Annotated in this window: 16 protein-coding genes; 9 read left to right on the top strand and 7 right to left on the bottom strand. The window is 41.4% G+C overall.

Features of this window, described 5'->3' with window-relative positions; genetic code table 11:
• Positions 1–47 precede the first annotated feature (47 nt).
• The 7 genes from dusA (at position 48) to MTF64_RS10770 (ending at position 4,889) form a co-directional block, all read left to right on the top strand.
• Positions 48–1,037: a tRNA dihydrouridine(20/20a) synthase DusA gene (gene dusA, locus MTF64_RS10800; RefSeq protein ID WP_282447007.1), complete on the top strand. Its 990-nt coding sequence runs from the start codon at positions 48–50 to the stop codon at positions 1,035–1,037.
• Positions 1,038–1,282: 245 nt separating this feature from the next.
• Positions 1,283–1,975 (top strand): PspA/IM30 family protein, encoded by a 693-nt coding sequence (locus tag MTF64_RS10795; protein WP_248451334.1) that lies wholly within the window; start codon positions 1,283–1,285, stop codon positions 1,973–1,975.
• Between the two features lie 10 nt (positions 1,976–1,985).
• Complete coding sequence (locus MTF64_RS10790) at positions 1,986–2,192, top strand: PspC domain-containing protein (protein ID WP_024031508.1); 207 nt, start codon at positions 1,986–1,988, stop codon at positions 2,190–2,192.
• A gap of 9 nt (positions 2,193–2,201) precedes the next feature.
• On the top strand, positions 2,202–2,528 hold the full coding sequence (locus tag MTF64_RS10785; protein ID WP_024031509.1) for a hypothetical protein: 327 nt from the start codon (positions 2,202–2,204) through the stop codon (positions 2,526–2,528).
• Positions 2,529–2,607: 79 nt separating this feature from the next.
• Complete coding sequence (locus MTF64_RS10780) at positions 2,608–3,120, top strand: copper chaperone PCu(A)C (RefSeq protein WP_029773289.1); 513 nt, start codon at positions 2,608–2,610, stop codon at positions 3,118–3,120.
• 8 nt (positions 3,121–3,128) lie between these two features.
• Positions 3,129–4,115 carry a DUF2333 family protein gene (locus tag MTF64_RS10775; protein WP_248451333.1) on the top strand — a complete coding sequence of 329 codons (987 nt, stop codon included), beginning with the start codon at positions 3,129–3,131 and terminating at the stop codon, positions 4,113–4,115.
• 3 nt (positions 4,116–4,118) lie between these two features.
• Positions 4,119–4,889, top strand: coding sequence for a TIGR04219 family outer membrane beta-barrel protein (locus MTF64_RS10770; RefSeq protein ID WP_004585848.1), 771 nt, complete (start codon positions 4,119–4,121; stop codon positions 4,887–4,889).
• Between the two features lie 24 nt (positions 4,890–4,913).
• On the opposite strand, the gene MTF64_RS10765 is transcribed toward MTF64_RS10770, so the two are convergent.
• Positions 4,914–5,801, bottom strand: coding sequence for a TIGR03899 family protein (locus tag MTF64_RS10765; RefSeq protein WP_121636978.1), 888 nt, complete (start codon positions 5,799–5,801; stop codon positions 4,914–4,916).
• On the bottom strand, positions 5,770–6,351 hold the full coding sequence (locus tag MTF64_RS10760) for an SRPBCC family protein (protein ID WP_248451332.1): 582 nt from the start codon (positions 6,349–6,351) through the stop codon (positions 5,770–5,772). The genes MTF64_RS10765 and MTF64_RS10760 overlap by 32 nt, the downstream gene beginning before the upstream one ends.
• Before the next feature lie 141 nt (positions 6,352–6,492).
• On the opposite strand from MTF64_RS10760, the gene MTF64_RS10755 reads away from it, so the two are divergent.
• Both MTF64_RS10755 and MTF64_RS10750 read left to right on the top strand, forming a co-directional pair.
• Positions 6,493–8,694 carry an EAL domain-containing protein gene (locus MTF64_RS10755; protein ID WP_248451331.1) on the top strand — a complete coding sequence of 734 codons (2,202 nt, stop codon included), beginning with the start codon at positions 6,493–6,495 and terminating at the stop codon, positions 8,692–8,694.
• 105 nt (positions 8,695–8,799) lie between these two features.
• Positions 8,800–10,986, top strand: a complete 2,187-nt coding sequence (locus MTF64_RS10750; protein WP_024031514.1) for a YgiQ family radical SAM protein — start codon at positions 8,800–8,802, stop codon at positions 10,984–10,986.
• A gap of 87 nt (positions 10,987–11,073) precedes the next feature.
• Here MTF64_RS10750 and MTF64_RS10745 read toward each other — a convergent pair whose 3' ends face one another.
• From MTF64_RS10745 to pdxA, 5 genes are all read right to left on the bottom strand, one after another.
• The gene (locus MTF64_RS10745) at positions 11,074–13,089 is read right to left on the bottom strand and encodes a methyl-accepting chemotaxis protein (protein WP_004585853.1); all 2,016 of its coding nucleotides are present in this window, start codon (positions 13,087–13,089) and stop codon (positions 11,074–11,076) included.
• 112 nt (positions 13,090–13,201) lie between these two features.
• The gene (locus MTF64_RS10740; RefSeq protein WP_248451329.1) at positions 13,202–14,020 is read right to left on the bottom strand and encodes a symmetrical bis(5'-nucleosyl)-tetraphosphatase; all 819 of its coding nucleotides are present in this window, start codon (positions 14,018–14,020) and stop codon (positions 13,202–13,204) included.
• An 11-nt stretch (positions 14,021–14,031) separates the two neighbouring features.
• Positions 14,032–14,421, bottom strand: coding sequence for a Co2+/Mg2+ efflux protein ApaG (apaG, locus tag MTF64_RS10735; protein WP_004585855.1), 390 nt, complete (start codon positions 14,419–14,421; stop codon positions 14,032–14,034).
• Positions 14,405–15,211, bottom strand: coding sequence for a 16S rRNA (adenine(1518)-N(6)/adenine(1519)-N(6))-dimethyltransferase RsmA (gene rsmA / locus MTF64_RS10730; protein ID WP_004585856.1), 807 nt, complete (start codon positions 15,209–15,211; stop codon positions 14,405–14,407). Before rsmA ends, apaG begins: the two co-directional genes overlap by 17 nt.
• Positions 15,208–16,200: a 4-hydroxythreonine-4-phosphate dehydrogenase PdxA gene (gene pdxA, locus MTF64_RS10725; protein WP_054983555.1), complete on the bottom strand. Its 993-nt coding sequence runs from the start codon at positions 16,198–16,200 to the stop codon at positions 15,208–15,210. Before pdxA ends, rsmA begins: the two co-directional genes overlap by 4 nt.
• Position 16,201 lies beyond the last annotated feature (1 nt).

Here is a 16,201-nt window from a genome sequence, read left to right as displayed (position 1 = left end):
GCGCCTTTTTATGGGCGCATTTACTTATAATCCCCGAGGCTTTTACATTGCAAAAACGCACATTAGATAATCCAACGTTAAACAGACGTTTTTCTGTTGCACCCATGCTTGATTGGACTGATCGTCATTGTCGCACTTTTCATCGTAAGATGAGTAAGCACGCTGTTTTATACACTGAGATGATCACCACGGGGGCGATTTTATTTGGTCGCGGCGATTACCTACACTTTAATCAGCACGAGGGGCCGGTTGCTTTGCAGCTGGGGGGGTCTGATCCCGAGGCGCTAGCAAAGTGTGCAAAGCTTGCGGGTGAGCGTGGCTACGATGAGATTAACTTAAATGTAGGCTGCCCTTCAGATAGAGTACAGAACGGGCGCTTTGGTGCATGCCTAATGGCCGAGCCTGAGCTGGTTGCCCAGTGTGTTGCGGCAATGAAAAGCGAAGTTAGTATTCCTGTTACGGTAAAAACACGCATCGGTATTGATGAGCAAGACTCGTATGAATTTTTATGCGCATTAATTGAAGCCAGCCATAAAGCTGGCTGTGATGACTTTATTATTCATGCCCGTAAAGCGTGGTTAAATGGTTTAAGCCCTAAAGAAAATCGTGAAGTACCGCCTCTTGATTACCCACGTGTTTACCAATTAAAGAAAGACTACCCACAGCTCGATTTAAGCATTAATGGCGGCGTTAAAACAATTGAAGAAAGCCTAGCGCATTTAGCGCATATAGACGGCGTTATGATTGGTCGCGAAGCATATAGTAATCCATTTATGCTTAATGAGGTGGATGAAAAGATTTACGGTGAGGTGGCTAATACTCAGACTCGTCACGATGTGGTGCGCGCTATGTATGATTACATAGAAGAAGAAATGCGTTTAGGTGCTAACTTTTGGCATATAGCACGCCATATGCTGGGGATTTTTCAGGGGCAGCCAGGGGCGCGCGGATTTAGACGTCACCTTTCAGAAAATGGTCACGGTAAACAGGCTGATTTGTCGGTAATGGATAAAGCATTAAGTTTTGTGCCTGAGTAATACTAAAGCGCTGACCAGTTATAAAAAAACCACTTTATAAAGTGGTTTTTTTATAACTAAAATTTAGTCAAAAGATAAATAAGTTAGTGATTTTCGCTTATTAGCATTCAGTTTTTAGTCAGTTTAAAATAACTTATTAGTTGTCTAACTAATTGAATTCAAATGTTTATAAATAACTTTTTGTTACTTGGCATAACTCTTGGAATCTTGTTGTTGTTATCAATTAAAAACAACAGGACAAAACAATGAGTATATTTAATCGCGTAAATGATGTTATCCAATCCAATATTGCTGCCATGCTGGATAAAGCAGAAGACCCAGAAAAACTCCTCAACCTTATGCTAAGTGAAATGCAAGAAGCGCTTAACGAATGTAGAAGCACGGCCGCAGCCTTACTGTGCGAAGAGAAAACGCTTAAACGCCAAATTGCACAAAAACAAAAAGACTTAACTTTGTGGCAAACAAAAGCTGAGCTGGCAGTTGCTAAAAACCGTGACGATTTAGCCAAGTCTGCGTTAGTAGAAAAGCAGCGAGTAGATGAGCAAATTGCAGCAAAAAACACTCAGCTAAATACTCTAAAAGAGTCGATAGAGAAAATTACGGCAGATTGTGAGCGTTTACAGCAAAAAATGGCGCAAGCTAAAAGCAAACAAACTCAATTAATAAAACGCCACGATATTTTTGCTGCACGTGAAAAAGTGAACATGCAATTACACAGCGACAACGTCGCAAATGCTTTGTCTCGCTTTGAAATGATAGAGCAAAAAGTGGAAGGCATAGAAGCACAGGTTGATGCTTATGAACTTACAAATACAGCGCAATCAACCGCTGAGCAAATTGAGTCTTTAGTAAAAAATGAAAAAATAGATGCAGAGCTGGCTCGTTTAAAAGCCAGTGTTAAGCAAAGTAATACCAATACAACTGCGCCAAGCGCTTAAGGAGTAGAGTATGAATAACTTTAAAACACAGCGTGGTTGGTACAAAGATTCACTGAATAAAAAAATATCGGGCGTATGCAGTGGGTTAGCGCGTCGCCTTGATTTTCCAGTGTGGTCAACACGCTTAGTAACTATTTTATTATTTATAAGTTTTCCGTTTGCAGTGGCGCTTGGTTACTTGATTGCTCACTGCTGCCTTGAAGAGCGTGCGTATTAGGAGAGGGATATGAAAACCTTAGCAATATGTGTTGTCGTATATGTGTTACTTTTTACTGATACTGTGTCGCTAATACATTTTGATTCATGGCAGTTTCCACTTTGGATTGCAGATATGAGCTGGGTGGGGCTTGAGCTGGCTGGTGTATTAGTCGCTATTATTGCAGTGGTAGCCGTAATGGCATTAGTGACTATGGGGTTAATAGGCGCCGGGATTGTCGCGCTGGTTGGCACCATTTTGGCACTGTTATTTGGTTCAGTCATGATAGCGTGGCCATTATTATTTGTAGCTGTACTGTGCTGGTTGGTGCTCGATAACAAAAAAGTAACCTCTTAAGCCTTAATTTAACTGACTATTATTAGTTAACTATGTTAAATTTAAAGTGAAATTTTATGCTTTCACAAGGAATAAAGCGATGATGAAGCAGTGCTTTTTTATGGCCTCGGCGTTAATGATTAATGTGTTTTCGTCATCGGTTGCTGCACATGCTGGGCACAGCCACGATACAGACGAAGCTAAGCTTGAAGTAAGCCATGCACAAGTAAGGGCGTTTTTGCCTGGTAGTAAGTCGAGTGTTGGCTATTTAACAATTTCTAACCACGGTGGTGGTGTTGCTAAATTAACTAAAGCAACCATCGAAGGTTTAGGCCGTGTAGAAATACATGAGCACAAACATGTCAATGGCATGATGAAAATGCAACAGGTTAAAGCCGTTACTATTAAGGGCCATGAAAGCCTAAGCTTTGAGCCTGGTGGTTACCATTTAATGGTATTTGATCCACAAGAGCCACTAAAAGTAGGGCAAGAACGTAAACTCACGCTATATTTTAGTGACGGTAACCGCTTGTTTACTAATGCTCAAGTGGTTTCGCTTGAAGCGCAAGCTGCGCATTCAAAACCATCTAAAAAACAACACGCTCATCACTAGGAGGATAAATGTCGCAACATAAAGGAAAAATAGCTGGTGCCTTGGTGGTACTACTTATTATTTTTTACGCTATTGCAGTTTATTGGAGCATTGAGCCGGCACGTTTTAACGTAGTAACTAATGCAAAAGAAACCGCGCAAGCACGCAGCGAAAAAATGGTAACAGGCTATACAACCACCTCAACGCTTATTACCGTTGCTAGCACATTACTTGATAAGCAAGGTGGATATTTATCAAACGATGTGATGCTGCCAAGTGTGATAATGGATGACATGCCTGCGTGGGAATATGGCGCGCTTGAAATGGTGCGTGATTTAGCGTTATCAATGCGTAAAGATTTTAGCCGTTCACAGTCGCAATCTACCGAACATGAGGCCCTTAAAAAAGCGCAGCCACAATTTAATATTAGCTCTGAGGCATGGGCGTGGCCAAGTGCCGAGGGAGAGTACCAAAAGGGAATAGACTACCTTCTTGTGTACCGCTCACAAATTGCTAACGAGCATGAGCGCGATAGCCAATTTTATTCACGTGCAGATAATCTACGCAGCTGGTTAAAAGAAGCCGAAAAGCGTTTAGGCAGTTTAAGTCAGCGTTTAAGTGCAAGTGTTGGCCAAGACAAAGTAAATACCGATTTAGCTGGTAATTCTTCAAACACGCAAGCGACCTATACACCACTTCAGCAACAAGTAAGAACGTCGTGGTGGGAAATAGACGACGTGTTTTACGAGTCGCGCGGTGCAACGTGGGCGTTATTACACTTTTTACAAGCAGTTGAGTATGACTTTGCTGATGTATTAGAAAAGAAAAATGCGCGTGTAAGCTTGCAGCAAATTATACGTGAGCTTGAGGCAACACAAGAAACCGTGTGGAGCCCAATTATATTAAACGGGAATGGTTTTGGCTTTGTGGCAAATCATTCTTTAGTTATGGCAAATTATATTTCAAGAGCCAATGCGGCTTTAATCGAACTTAGCGAACTACTAGCTCAAGGATAAAAAATGAAAAAGTATTGTTTAGCAGCTGCCCTTTCAATGGCATGTTTAGCCCCTGCAGCACAGGCAGACACTCTATTAGGTTTATATGTAGGTGTTGATGGCTGGCAGTCAGATAACGACGGTCAGTTTTCTTACAAAGATAACGCACCACAAGATTTTAATTTTGAAGACGAAACCTTTATTAGCTACTACGCGGCACTAGAGCACCCAGTGCCATTAGTTCCTAACCTAAAGCTTAAATACACTGAGCTTGAACTTAATGGCTCGGCAACCCTTACTGATACGTTTAGCTTTAATGGCTCAGATTACGTGGTTGGTACAACTGCAAATACATTAAGTGATTTAACTCACATTGATTACATTCTTTATTACGAAATTTTTGATAACGATTTAATTTCAATTGATTTAGGTTTAAACGCAAAGCAGTTTGACGGTGACATTGTTGTAACTGGTACTACTCAACAAGGTGGCACTAACTTCTCTGAAACTAAAGATTTTTCGGGCTTTGTGCCACTTGCTTATGGCCGTGCTGAAGCAGGCTTACCATTTACGGGTTTAAGTGTGTTTTTTGAAGGCAGCTTTTTAGCTATCGACGATAGTAAAGTACAAGACTACCAAGTAGGTGTAGCGTATGAACTTATTGATAACCTAGCGGTAGATGTAGCTATTAAAGCAGGTTACCGTTCTATGACGTTAGAGCTAGATGATGTTGATGATATTAATACCGATATTGACGCATCAGGCCCATTTGCGGGTATTCAAGTTCACTTTTAATTAGTGAGCTTACAGCGTGGTGTGTTATTTATTAACATGCCACGTTAAATCAAATTCTCCCTCCAATGCATTATTAATTAATTGCTTATACACCTTATTTACCGGGTAATTTATAAGCTTAGAAAGCTCATCGCCAGTTTGGGTAAACTTGTAATAGCTTAATACTAAGTCACTGCTTTTAGCTTTTAACGTCACTTTTTGCGATAAAAACGACAGGGTGAGTTCTTGACCTGCTTTTAATACCGCCGATTCTATTTCTTTTCTGTAGAGTAAATTAAGATCCATTAGGGTTAAAATATCAGGAAAGCTGATCCCCGTTTTTCCTAAATTTAGCGATACCTTATTGCCTTTTCGTAGTAAGTCGAAAAGCGAAGGCTTTTTATAAAACCCCAATAAAATAAAGTGGCTGTCGTCTTTTGCGTTGTAGCTGCTCAGCGATACACACTTTTGTAATGCATCAGCTTCGCGTTGGGTCATATGCTTGAGTGTTTGTAAGCTTTTTATAGAAAATGTACCGGGGTTGAGCGTCTCGCCAGTTAAAATTTTAGCCCATAGTGTTTGCATCGATTCATTTGAGGTGTCTTCACATAGGGCAATAAAGCGCTCTACCCAGTCAGCATCTGGTTGTTTATTGCTTGCCACATCGGGGCAAAATCCCATTGCTTTAGCTAAAATGGTTTCTATATTTTGCTGCTGTTTTATAAGCAGTAAATCTTGGCGCTTTTGGGCGCGCGCTAAAATAGGGTTATCGCTATTTATGTGATAAAGCGGGTTTAGATCGCCTTTAGAGCCGTAACTTTGATCTGTACTTGGTTGCCCAGTATTTGTGGTTATTTTTTTTACGGGGTAGCCAAGTAAAGACTCAATTATATTGGCGAGGTTAATTCTCGCTTGGGCTGATTTTACTGTCATCGTTATCCAGCTGTGTTTTTTGGTCGCGTAATTGCGCTACTGTTTGCAAGTTATTTAAGCCAAGTGACACTGTATTGCTTAATACATACTCACTAAAAATTGATAGATAACCCGAAATTAGCGGGGTATTGGTTTGGCCATTAATATTACACGTTACATTTACCACACCTTCTACTTCGGTAAATGTAATTTCACCTTCAATAATATGCTCATTTTTTAAAAGCGCATTAAAGGTCATTTTATTTTGTGAAAGCGAAGTAATGGTCATTTCTCCATACCCCCAGTCACTTTGCCACGATTGATGCGCGCCTATACCGCGACTAGGTTCGCCTAAAGTAAAAGTGATAGACGGATCTACTTTGCCCCAAGGTGACCATGTATGCCAAAGGCTAAAGTCAGACACCAGCGATTTAACGGTCACTACATTGGCATTTATTTGTATGTTTTTATTTACGCTGTAATTTTGCGGCAGGGTTAAACCAATCAAAATAGCCACTAAAACTAACAATAAGAGCGTTTTTATAAGGATTTTAAAAAATTTAATAGGCACACCTTTTACGAGTTTTTTAGTTTGAAATATAACAACTTTTTATTAATCGACTATAGTATGAATTAGCCTATAAACCAAAAATATATTTTTAGCACATAGGTATGAGCTTATATAAGTATTAAAACTGATAAAGGGTAGATAATGTCGTCAGAGCATAGCGATTTTTTATTTTTAGCGCCAGACAGCGAAGAAGAAATAACCCAAGAATTATCTGATTTTTGGGATGTTTTGATCGTTGATGACGATCCTGAAATACATTCAGTGACTAAGCTTGCGTTATCGGGCGTAGAGTTTTGGGGGGCAGGGCTGCGTTTTCACGATGCGTACTCTGGCAGCGAAGCCATCGAAATACTCAAAAACAATAATACAATTTCCGTTATTTTTTTAGATGTAGTGATGGAATCTGATGATGCGGGTTTGCAAGTTGTAAAACGCGTACGCGAAGAGCTTAACAATCAGCATGTGCGAATTATTTTACGAACCGGCCAAGCGGGCAACACCCCAGAAGAAAAAGTAATTCGCGAATATGACATTAACGACTATAAAACAAAAACAGAGTTAACTCGTTCTAAATTAGTAACTTCTTTAATTACCGCTATTCGCTCGTACGAGCAAGTATGCCAGCTTGAGTATCAAAGTGATGCGATGAACACCATTGTTTCGGCTTCAAAGTCTATTTTAGGGCTTACCGATATTAAAGTGTTATGCAAAGAGATTATTAAACACTTGGGTATTATTTTAGAGTGCCAACAAGTTGGGTTGGTATGCAGTAAGCTAGATGGCGATAACTTTATTCAAGTATTGGGTGGTAGTGGCCATTATGAGAGCTACTTTGGTGAAAAGCTTGCTAATGTTGATAGCGTTGCGCTTGAACAAGTAGATCAGTGTTTTGAGTCGGCTCAGCATTGCCAAACCGATTCGAGCGTAACTTTTATTGTTAAAAGTAAGCACCGCCAGGCTGCTATTTATTTAGAGTGCGAGCATAAACCGAGTGATGCGCAGCTGCAATTTGCAGAGATTTTTCTTACTAATGTGAGTGTAGCCCTTGATAACGTAAGGCTGTTTGTAAAACTAAGAGATGCGGCCTACAAAGATGTACTAACCGGTATTTCTAATCGTACTAATTTTATTGAGCGGGTGGTGCGTTATCAAAAACCACATGTTAATGACTACGTTTTTGTATTAATTGATGTGATTGGTTTTGCTGATATTAACAATGGCTTAGGACAAGAAATTGGCAATCATTTGTTAATCGAGATTGTAAAGCGACTTAAAGATGCTTACCCAGACGCAAAGTTATTGTCGCGTATTGGCGCAGATGTATTTGGCTTTATTATTCGCCAAACGGAGTTTGACCTCGAACAATTTAACGACGTGCTAAGTGTGCCTTTTAGTGCTGGCGAGCATATTTTGCCTGTCGATTTTAGAATTGGTTTATGTCAGCAGCAAGACTTTCAAAGTACTGGGTTAGATACACTCAAAGTTGCCTATATTGCATTAAACCAAGCTAAAAAGCTTAAATGCAAAGAGGGTATTTACTACGATATTGATATGCAAGACAAAATGGCTTGGCGCTTAGGTATTATTAGGCAGTTACGTCATGACTTTGCTCGGCAAAAGCTCCAAGTGTGGTATCAGCCTCAGCTTTCACTTGATAATTTATCTTTAATTGGCTGTGAAGCATTGCTGCGCTGGCCATCAGAAGATGGCTCGTTTATATCTCCTGCGGTGTTTGTGCCTTTAGCAGAGGATGCCGGTTTAATTGTTGATATTGGCCAATGGGTTTTAGAACAAGCTTGCCAACAGCAAAAACGCTTAGAGGCACTCGGTGAAGAAATTTGCATTGCTGTAAATGTATCTGTGCCGCAATTTAAGGTTAAAGGCTACGCTACAACAGTAAAAAACACCTTACAAAAGTACGATGTTAAACCCTGCAATATAGAGTTAGAAGTGACTGAAAGCGTGGTAATGGATGAATTAGAAACCGTGATCAATACCCTAAAAGAGTTAAAAGAATTAGGCGTAGAAGTGGCGATTGATGATTTTGGAACGGGCTTTTCTTCGTTAAGTTACTTACAAAGTTTACCGCTTGATAGGCTTAAAATAGACCGCGCATTTGTAAAAGATTTACCCGATAACGATACCGGTGCTATTGCTGCTTTAGTGGTGTCGCTTGGTGCTAAACTAGGACTAAAAACAATTGCTGAAGGTGTAGAAACACAGCAGCAGGCAGAGTTTTTGAAAAACTTAGGGTGTGATGAAGTACAAGGTTTTATGTACGCTAAGCCAATGCCTGAGCATGAACTTTTAGAGTTTATTAAAGAGCGAAATAAAAAAACTTAATATCAACAGACTTTACAGTAGGCGCGATATCTCTAGGTAATGTTGTATAAATAAGCAATGTATTAGGATATAATTCGCGCCTTTTGTTATTCTACGGCCAAAACTATGAGCTCCCTTAAAGCTGAACGCGCGCTATTTTCATACCCCAAATATTGGGCTGAATGTTATGGCACCGCCCCATTTTTACCTACCACTCGCGAAGAAATGGACGCTCTTGGCTGGGATAGCTGCGACATTATAATTATTAGCGGCGATGCCTATGTAGATCACCCTAGTTTTGGTATGGCGGTTATTGGCCGTGTACTTGAAGCGCAAGGCTTTAGAGTGGGTATAATTGCTCAGCCAGATTGGCAATCAAAAGATGCCTTTATGGGGCTTGGTAAACCAAACTTATTTTTTGGTGTAACAGCCGGCAACATGGATTCGATGATCAACCGCTACACGGCAGAAAAACGAATGCGCCATGACGATGCCTATACGCCTGGTAATGTGGGCGGCAAGCGCCCCGACCGCGCGGTGATGATATACTCTCAGCGCTTACGTGAAGCCTACAAAGGTGTGCCTATTGTTATTGGTGGTATTGAAGCAAGCTTGCGCCGTATTGCTCATTACGACTACTGGCAAGAAAAAGTACGCCGTAGTATTTTGTTTGATGCCAAAGCCGACATCCTTATTTATGGTAATGCAGAGCGCCCGCTGGTGGAAGTAGCCCACCGTATAGCCGCTGGCGAAACTATGGATACAATTCAGGATATTCGTGGTACAGCGGTTATTCGTAAAGAGCCAATACCGGGCTGGCGCGGAAGTGATTCAACAGCGATTGATAAAATTGGCAAAATTGACCCTATCCCAAACCCCTATGGGGCTGATGATGTTGGGTGTAGTAAATCAGAGTTTAAGCAAGCCGGTATTGATTTAAAAGCAGAGGCCGCTAAACCTATAACTATTCAGCCTGCGCGTCCTAAACCGTGGGAAAAAACATACGTTAAACTGCCTGCATTTGAGCAAGTAAGTGTTAATAAACCGCTTTATGCCCATGCTTCGCGCATTTTGCACCAAGAGACCAACCCAGGTTGTGCTCGTGCGTTATTTCAGCGCCATGGCGATCGCTCTATTTGGGTTAACCCGCCGGCATTTCCGCTCGAAACCCATGAGATGGATGATGTATTTGGTTTGCCTTATCAGCGTATACCGCACCCAAGTTATGGTGATGCAAAAATACCAGCCTACGATATGATTAAAACGTCGGTTAATATTATGCGTGGCTGTTTTGGTGGCTGTTCGTTCTGCTCTATTACCGAGCATGAAGGGCGTATTATTCAAAGTCGCTCGCAAGAGTCGATTATTGACGAAATAGAACAAATTAGAGATAAAGTACCTGGTTTTACCGGTGTTATTTCTGATTTAGGTGGCCCAACGGCTAACATGTATAAATTGCGCTGTACGAGCAAAAAAGCAGAAAGTACCTGTAGACGACTTTCATGTGTTTACCCTGATATATGTAAGCACATGGATACAGACCATACACCTACTATCGATTTATACAAAAAAGCCCGTGAAGTGAAAGGCATTAAAAAGATTTTGATCGCCTCAGGCGTTCGTTACGATCTAGCCGTACAAGACCCTCGCTATGTAAAAGAGCTGGTGACGCATCATGTGGGTGGTTATTTAAAAATTGCCCCTGAGCACACAGAAGATGGCCCTTTGTCTAAAATGATGAAGCCGGGCATGGGTGCTTATGATCAATTTAAAGAACTATTTGATAAGTACTCAAAAGAAGCGGGTAAAAAGCAGTATTTAATACCGTACTTTATTTCAGCGCACCCAGGTACCAAAGACGAAGACATGGTTAACATGGCATTGTGGCTTAAATCTAACGACTTTAAGTTAGACCAAGTACAAAACTTTTACCCGTCGCCTATGGCCAATGCAACCACCATTTACCATACAGAAATGAACTCGTTGCGTAATATTAAAAACAACAAAGAGCAAGTGCCCGTGCCAAAAGGAGCACGCCAACGTCGCTTACACAAAGCCATATTGCGTTATCACGATCCATCGGGTTGGCCAATGATCCGCGATGCACTGCGTAGTATGGGGAAAGCCAATTTAATTGGTAAAGGCCCAAATTGCTTAGTGCCAGAAGAAGGCCGCGATGAAAAAGCACATAAAGGCGCTGGTAAAGGTAAAGGAGGGCGCCCAGCCTTAACGCGCCATACTGGGTTTAGCCAATTTAAAAAGGCTAACACTAAGCCTAAAGTGGGCGGCAATCGCCAGCGTGCTTCTCGCTAAGCGTTAAAACCAGTAAACAAAAAAACCCGATACTGAGTAACAGTATCGGGTTTTTTATTGCGTTAATTTACTGCTGTTAGGTGTACATTACACCTTAAAGTTTTCTACCGATATTCTTAGCTCTTCAGCAAGTTTGGCTACTTCTGAGCTTGAAATATTTGTTTGATTTGCACCCTCAGCTGTTTGCTCGGCTATGGCTACAATAGATTCTAAACGTTCACTAATTTCTTGTGATACTTGTTGTTGCTCTTGAGCAGCGGTAGAGATTTCTTCACTTACATCGTGTGCTTGCGATACGGCAAGTGTAATTGAGTCTAATGCGCTGCTTGCTAAGTCGCTTTGTTCAACACATGATTCTGCTTGCTGTTTACCTTTATCCATTGCTGTTACAGCCGCTTCTGCGCCACTTTGAAGCGATTCAATCATAGATTGTATCTCTTGGGTCGACTCTTGTGTTTTGCTTGCCAGTGAGCGTACTTCATCCGCTACTACCGCAAAACCTCGGCCATATTCACCGGCACGTGCTGCTTCAATTGCAGCGTTAAGTGCTAATAGGTTGGTTTGCTCTGCAATGCCGCGTATTACATCTAAAATACTGCCTATAGATGCGCTGTCTTGATGAAGCTTATTAATAACACCTGATGCATCGTCCACCTCGCGAGCAAGTTGCTCAATAGTGGCTTTGTTTTGATGAGATATACCTTTTACACGTTCAGCTTCTTTATCGGCATTTTTTATTTCGTTAAGTGCCTGCTGTGCGCTGTTGCTTACAGTTTGCGACGTGCTGCTCATTTCGGTTGTGGCGGTTGCCGCTTGCTCTACTTGTGCTTGTTGGTTACGAATAGCTTGGCTTGACTCACCGGTAATGGCCGATGTTTGCTCAGACGCCGCTGCTAATTGAGTTGAGCGTGAAATAATGCCCTTAATTAAGCTACGTAGGCTATCTATAAGGGTGTTACAGCTTTTTGATAGCTCGCCAAATTCATCTTTTGCAGAGTCATCTAAGCGTTGGGTCATATCACCGCTGGCAACAATATCTAAAATCCGATTAACCTCAGCCAGTGGCTTAGTGATTCTATTAACGGTAAGGATCGCAATTGCAATTGCAATTAACGTTGCGATGATCATACCTGCCCATGTCCAGAGCGTCGCTGAGTCTACATCCTCGCGAACACCTTCTTGTAATTTGTAAGCCACAGTACTTGCTTGTGTTACTAAATCATCAATTTGCGACAGTGCCATAGTGGTTGCTTGCTCTGATTGGGCAAGTTCTTTTTCGGTAAGTGCGATAGCGTCAATAAGGCGCTGCTTATTGGCCGCTAGGCTATTATTGCCGCTAATATTTTCTATCAGCGTATCAACGTATGCTTGTAAATCACTGTATAGGTCGTTGTTATCTTGCTCTATAGCTGGCTTTATTAACGTTAAAGTACGAATTACTTCGTCAAGGTAATAAGCTTGCTCATTTTTTACAATATCTAAGGTGTTTGTCGTTTTAACCGTGAGCATATCGGTACTGTTACTCACCACCGACATAAAGTTGTTTTCTAAGTTATTGGCAGCTTGGTAAGCGCGTGGGTGGTTTTGCTCAAAGTTGGTAATATCTGTGATATCAAGCACGACTGAGTTAGCATCTTCAGCTGCAATCTCAATTGTTTCAAGCTGTGCTGTGAGGGTTTTATTAAGTGCTAGTTGTTTATCTTTATCAGCTAATAGGTTTTCGACCGTACCTAAAAAGCTTAAGTAGGTTTTTTCTACAGCTTGGCTTTTTTGACTCAGTGATGCATCGTTTTTTACTACACGTTGAAGGTCGGCGTGCAGCGAGTTGAATTTGTCTTTTTGCTCAAGTACTTTTTGTTTTATAGGGGTGAGCTGTGCGCTTGAGGTGGTATAAAAACTAGCTTGGGCTGCTTTACTCATTAAAATAAATTCAGCTTGTAGTTCTGAGCTTTTATTAAGCGCGGGCAGTGATAACTGGTTTACCTGCTGGGTAGAGCGGTCAATGCTCGCAATTTTTATTAAAGAGTTACCACCAATGATTATGAGTAATAAGGTGATAAATATAAAACCACACCAAATTCGTTGGCTTACTGTCAGATTCATATGGATTTCCAATTAAAGTACTTCAATCACATCTTATCGGCTTTTTAACCAATAAGTTAAGCAATTAATATCTATTAATTTAAATTTAACATATGTGCTGGGGTTTTACAGTTTATTTAGATAAAAGCGTCGGCTTTTCTACTATTTTTTGCTTAGTTTGCAAGTTCATCATCGTTAAAGCACCGCCCCATACGCATCCGGTATCGAGCGCATGTATGTGATTGAGCTGAGTAACCCCTTCAAGAGCGGCCCAATGGCCAAATATAAGGTTGTTTTCTAATGCTTTTATATTAGGGTGAGTGAACCAGGCTGTTAACGTTTTATTATCGTTAATTGCGCCTTTCGCACTAAGCTCTAACGTGTTGTTGCTGGTTAAAAAGCGCATGCGGGTAAAGTAGTTAACAATGTACCTAAACTTATCAAATTCGTTTAAATCGTCATGCCATATAGCGGGATGAGGCTGATACATTTTTTCAAAAAAGTGCTTAGCATTTGCCGATTGATAACAACGCTGAGCAAACTGTGCGTGTTTAAGTGCGCTTTCTATAGACCAATTAGGGTTAAGCCCTGCATGCGATATAAAGCTGCGGTGCTGTGCTAAATAAATAGCAAGCGGCTGAGTTTGCAAATAGGCGATATAGTGAGGAAGCTTTTTACTATCAAAAATAGCACCGAGTTTATCTTTGGGGTTGATTGGCTTATTAAGATAGTGACAGGCAACCATGTGTAAATCATGATTGCCTAAAGTAACAGTCATGCTGTCTTGATGGCGATAAATATAATCTAGGCAGGCCAGAGAGTCCGGCCCACGTGCGACGATATCGCCCACTAAATAAAGGTGATCTTTGCTTGGGTTAAAGTCAACCCGTTTGAGCAAGCGGCTAAACTCTTTAAAGCAGCCTTGTAAATCACCAATTGCGTAATCAGCCATGGCGCTTTTTACTAATGTAAAATGTTAGGGCACGCTAAACGAAATACGCTTATAGGTGCTTCAAACTCAGAACCAAACTCATTGCGCAGTGTGTAGTGTCCCTGCATGGTGCCAACAGGGGTATCTAATATTGCGCCACTGGTGTATTTATAAGTTTCGCCTGGGCCTATAACGGGGGTTTCGCCGACAACGCCTTCGCCCTCTACTTCAACTTCTTTACCATTGGCATCGGTGATCAACCAATAACGGCTTAAAAGTGTAGCGCTGCAAAGACTGTGGTTTTTAATTGTCACTGAGTAGGCAAAAACGTACTTTTCTAGCTCAGGCTGAGATTGCCCTTCAACATAAAAAGTCTCTACAGAGACTTTTACAGGAGAGCCAATATTACTGCTTGTTGTCATAAATCCAATTAGCTATATCAATAAATTGTTGTAACGTTAGGCTTTCAGCACGCAAAGTAATATCAATACCAATGCTGGTAAGCTCATCTGCGGTGAGTAAGTTGCCTAAGCTGTTACGCAATGTTTTACGGCGTTGGTTAAAGGCTTCTAAACACACGGTATTTAAAATTTTCACGCTTTTAGCGGTACGTTGCTCGGCTTTTTTAGGGATCAGACGAATAACCGCAGAGTCTACTTTAGGTGCTGGTTTAAAACACTCTGGCGGTACTTCAACCACGGGCATTGCGTGGCAGTAGTATTGTGTCATCACGCTTAAGCGGCCAAAAGTTTTGCTGCCTGGGCCTGCAACCATACGTTTTACTACTTCTTTTTGCAGCATAAAGTGCATGTGCTCAATATGATCAGCAAACTCAAAAAGATGAAACAGTAATGGCGTAGAAATATTGTAAGGCAGGTTACCAAACACTTTTAATTTTTTGTCATCGCGTACTAGGCTTGCAAAGTCAAACTTCATTGCATCGCCTTGGTTTACGTTTAATTTAGGACCTAAAAAAGGGTGCTCAATTAAACGCTGAGCTAAGTCTTTATCTAGCTCAACAACAGTAAGTTGGCCGCTTAAATCGGCAACAGGTTCGGTAATTGCGCCTAAACCTGGGCCAATCTCTACTAGGTTGTCTTGTGGTTTAGGATCGATTGCAGTCACTATTTTATCAATGATAGATTCATCAAATAAAAAGTTTTGCCCAAAACGTTTACGGGCGCGGTGTCCTAAATGTACTTTATCGGTCATTGATTCTGTGCTTTTTCATGGGCGAGCTTAATTGCTTCGCGGATCGCTAATTCAAAACTGCCAACTTCAGCGTCACCGGTGCCTGCTAAATCAAGCGCAGTACCGTGATCAACCGAAGTGCGGATAAATGGTAAACCTAAGGTTATATTTACCGAGTTACCAAATCCCTTGTATTTTAGCACAGGTAAACCCTGATCGTGATACATAGCAAGCACGGCATCGGCTTGAGAGAGGTATTTATCCTGAAATAGGGTATCGGCAGGAAGCGGACCAATTAAATTCATGCCTTGGCTGTTTAAAAGCTCAAGCGTAGGTGAAATTGTCTCTATTTCTTCTGTGCCTAAATGACCGTCTTCGCCGGCATGGGGGTTTAATCCACACACTAAAATTTTCGGTTGCTCAATACCAAACTTAGTTTGTAAGTCGTGGTTTAAAATACTAATAACTTTAGTTAAGCGCTCTTGTGTAATTGCACGCGATACATAAGCCAGCGGTATATGCGTTGTTACTAGGGCAACACGCAAGCCTTCAGTTGCTAGCATCATTACGACATCAGAGGTGCCCGACTGCTGAGCAAAGTACTCAGTGTGGCCACTAAAGGAAATACCGGCTTTATTAATAATCCCTTTGTGAACAGGGCCCGTGACAACGGCATCAAAGGTACCGTCCATATTCTTTTCGCTGGCAATACGTAAGGTATCAAGCACGTATTGGCCGTTTAAGTCGTCTAGTTCACCTAGCTTAACGTCAGTGCCTAAATCTACTTGGTGAATATACATGCTACCTGCAGGCGCTATAGCTGCAGGGGCATTTTCATCAAAATCAATTAGCTCAATATTAAGGCCCAAGTGTTGAGCGCGTTCTTTTAATAACTGTTTGTCGGCGATAGCGACCAGTTGAGCTTGCCATGGTTGCTGCGCTAATTGCAGCAGCAAGTCAGGGCCAATCCCCGCAGGTTCACCTGGGGTAATTGCAATTCGTAATGTCATA

Source organism: Pseudoalteromonas sp. 2CM41L (assembly GCF_023161905.1).
Taxonomy (GTDB): Bacteria; Pseudomonadota; Gammaproteobacteria; order Enterobacterales; family Alteromonadaceae; genus Pseudoalteromonas; species Pseudoalteromonas atlantica.
This window is presented reverse-complemented; position numbering and strand designations above follow the sequence as displayed.

What these genes read in the sequence shown, in the direction of transcription:
- MTF64_RS10750 (WP_024031514.1), top strand. Translation starts at nt 8,800, where the DNA reads ATGAGCTCCCTTAAAGCTGAACGCGCGCTATTTTCATACCCCAAATAT.
- MTF64_RS10795 (WP_248451334.1), top strand. Translation starts at nt 1,283, where the DNA reads ATGAGTATATTTAATCGCGTAAATGATGTTATCCAATCCAATATTGCT.
- MTF64_RS10780 (WP_029773289.1), top strand. Translation starts at nt 2,608, where the DNA reads ATGATGAAGCAGTGCTTTTTTATGGCCTCGGCGTTAATGATTAATGTG.
- MTF64_RS10745 (WP_004585853.1), bottom strand. Translation starts at nt 13,089, where the DNA reads ATGAATCTGACAGTAAGCCAACGAATTTGGTGTGGTTTTATATTTATC.
- MTF64_RS10770 (WP_004585848.1), top strand. Translation starts at nt 4,119, where the DNA reads ATGAAAAAGTATTGTTTAGCAGCTGCCCTTTCAATGGCATGTTTAGCC.
- MTF64_RS10755 (WP_248451331.1), top strand. Translation starts at nt 6,493, where the DNA reads ATGTCGTCAGAGCATAGCGATTTTTTATTTTTAGCGCCAGACAGCGAA.
- MTF64_RS10790 (WP_024031508.1), top strand. Translation starts at nt 1,986, where the DNA reads ATGAATAACTTTAAAACACAGCGTGGTTGGTACAAAGATTCACTGAAT.
- MTF64_RS10785 (WP_024031509.1), top strand. Translation starts at nt 2,202, where the DNA reads ATGAAAACCTTAGCAATATGTGTTGTCGTATATGTGTTACTTTTTACT.
- apaG (WP_004585855.1), bottom strand. Translation starts at nt 14,421, where the DNA reads ATGACAACAAGCAGTAATATTGGCTCTCCTGTAAAAGTCTCTGTAGAG.
- MTF64_RS10740 (WP_248451329.1), bottom strand. Translation starts at nt 14,020, where the DNA reads ATGGCTGATTACGCAATTGGTGATTTACAAGGCTGCTTTAAAGAGTTT.
- rsmA (WP_004585856.1), bottom strand. Translation starts at nt 15,211, where the DNA reads ATGACCGATAAAGTACATTTAGGACACCGCGCCCGTAAACGTTTTGGG.
- pdxA (WP_054983555.1), bottom strand. Translation starts at nt 16,200, where the DNA reads ATGACATTACGAATTGCAATTACCCCAGGTGAACCTGCGGGGATTGGC.
- MTF64_RS10765 (WP_121636978.1), bottom strand. Translation starts at nt 5,801, where the DNA reads ATGACAGTAAAATCAGCCCAAGCGAGAATTAACCTCGCCAATATAATT.
- MTF64_RS10775 (WP_248451333.1), top strand. Translation starts at nt 3,129, where the DNA reads ATGTCGCAACATAAAGGAAAAATAGCTGGTGCCTTGGTGGTACTACTT.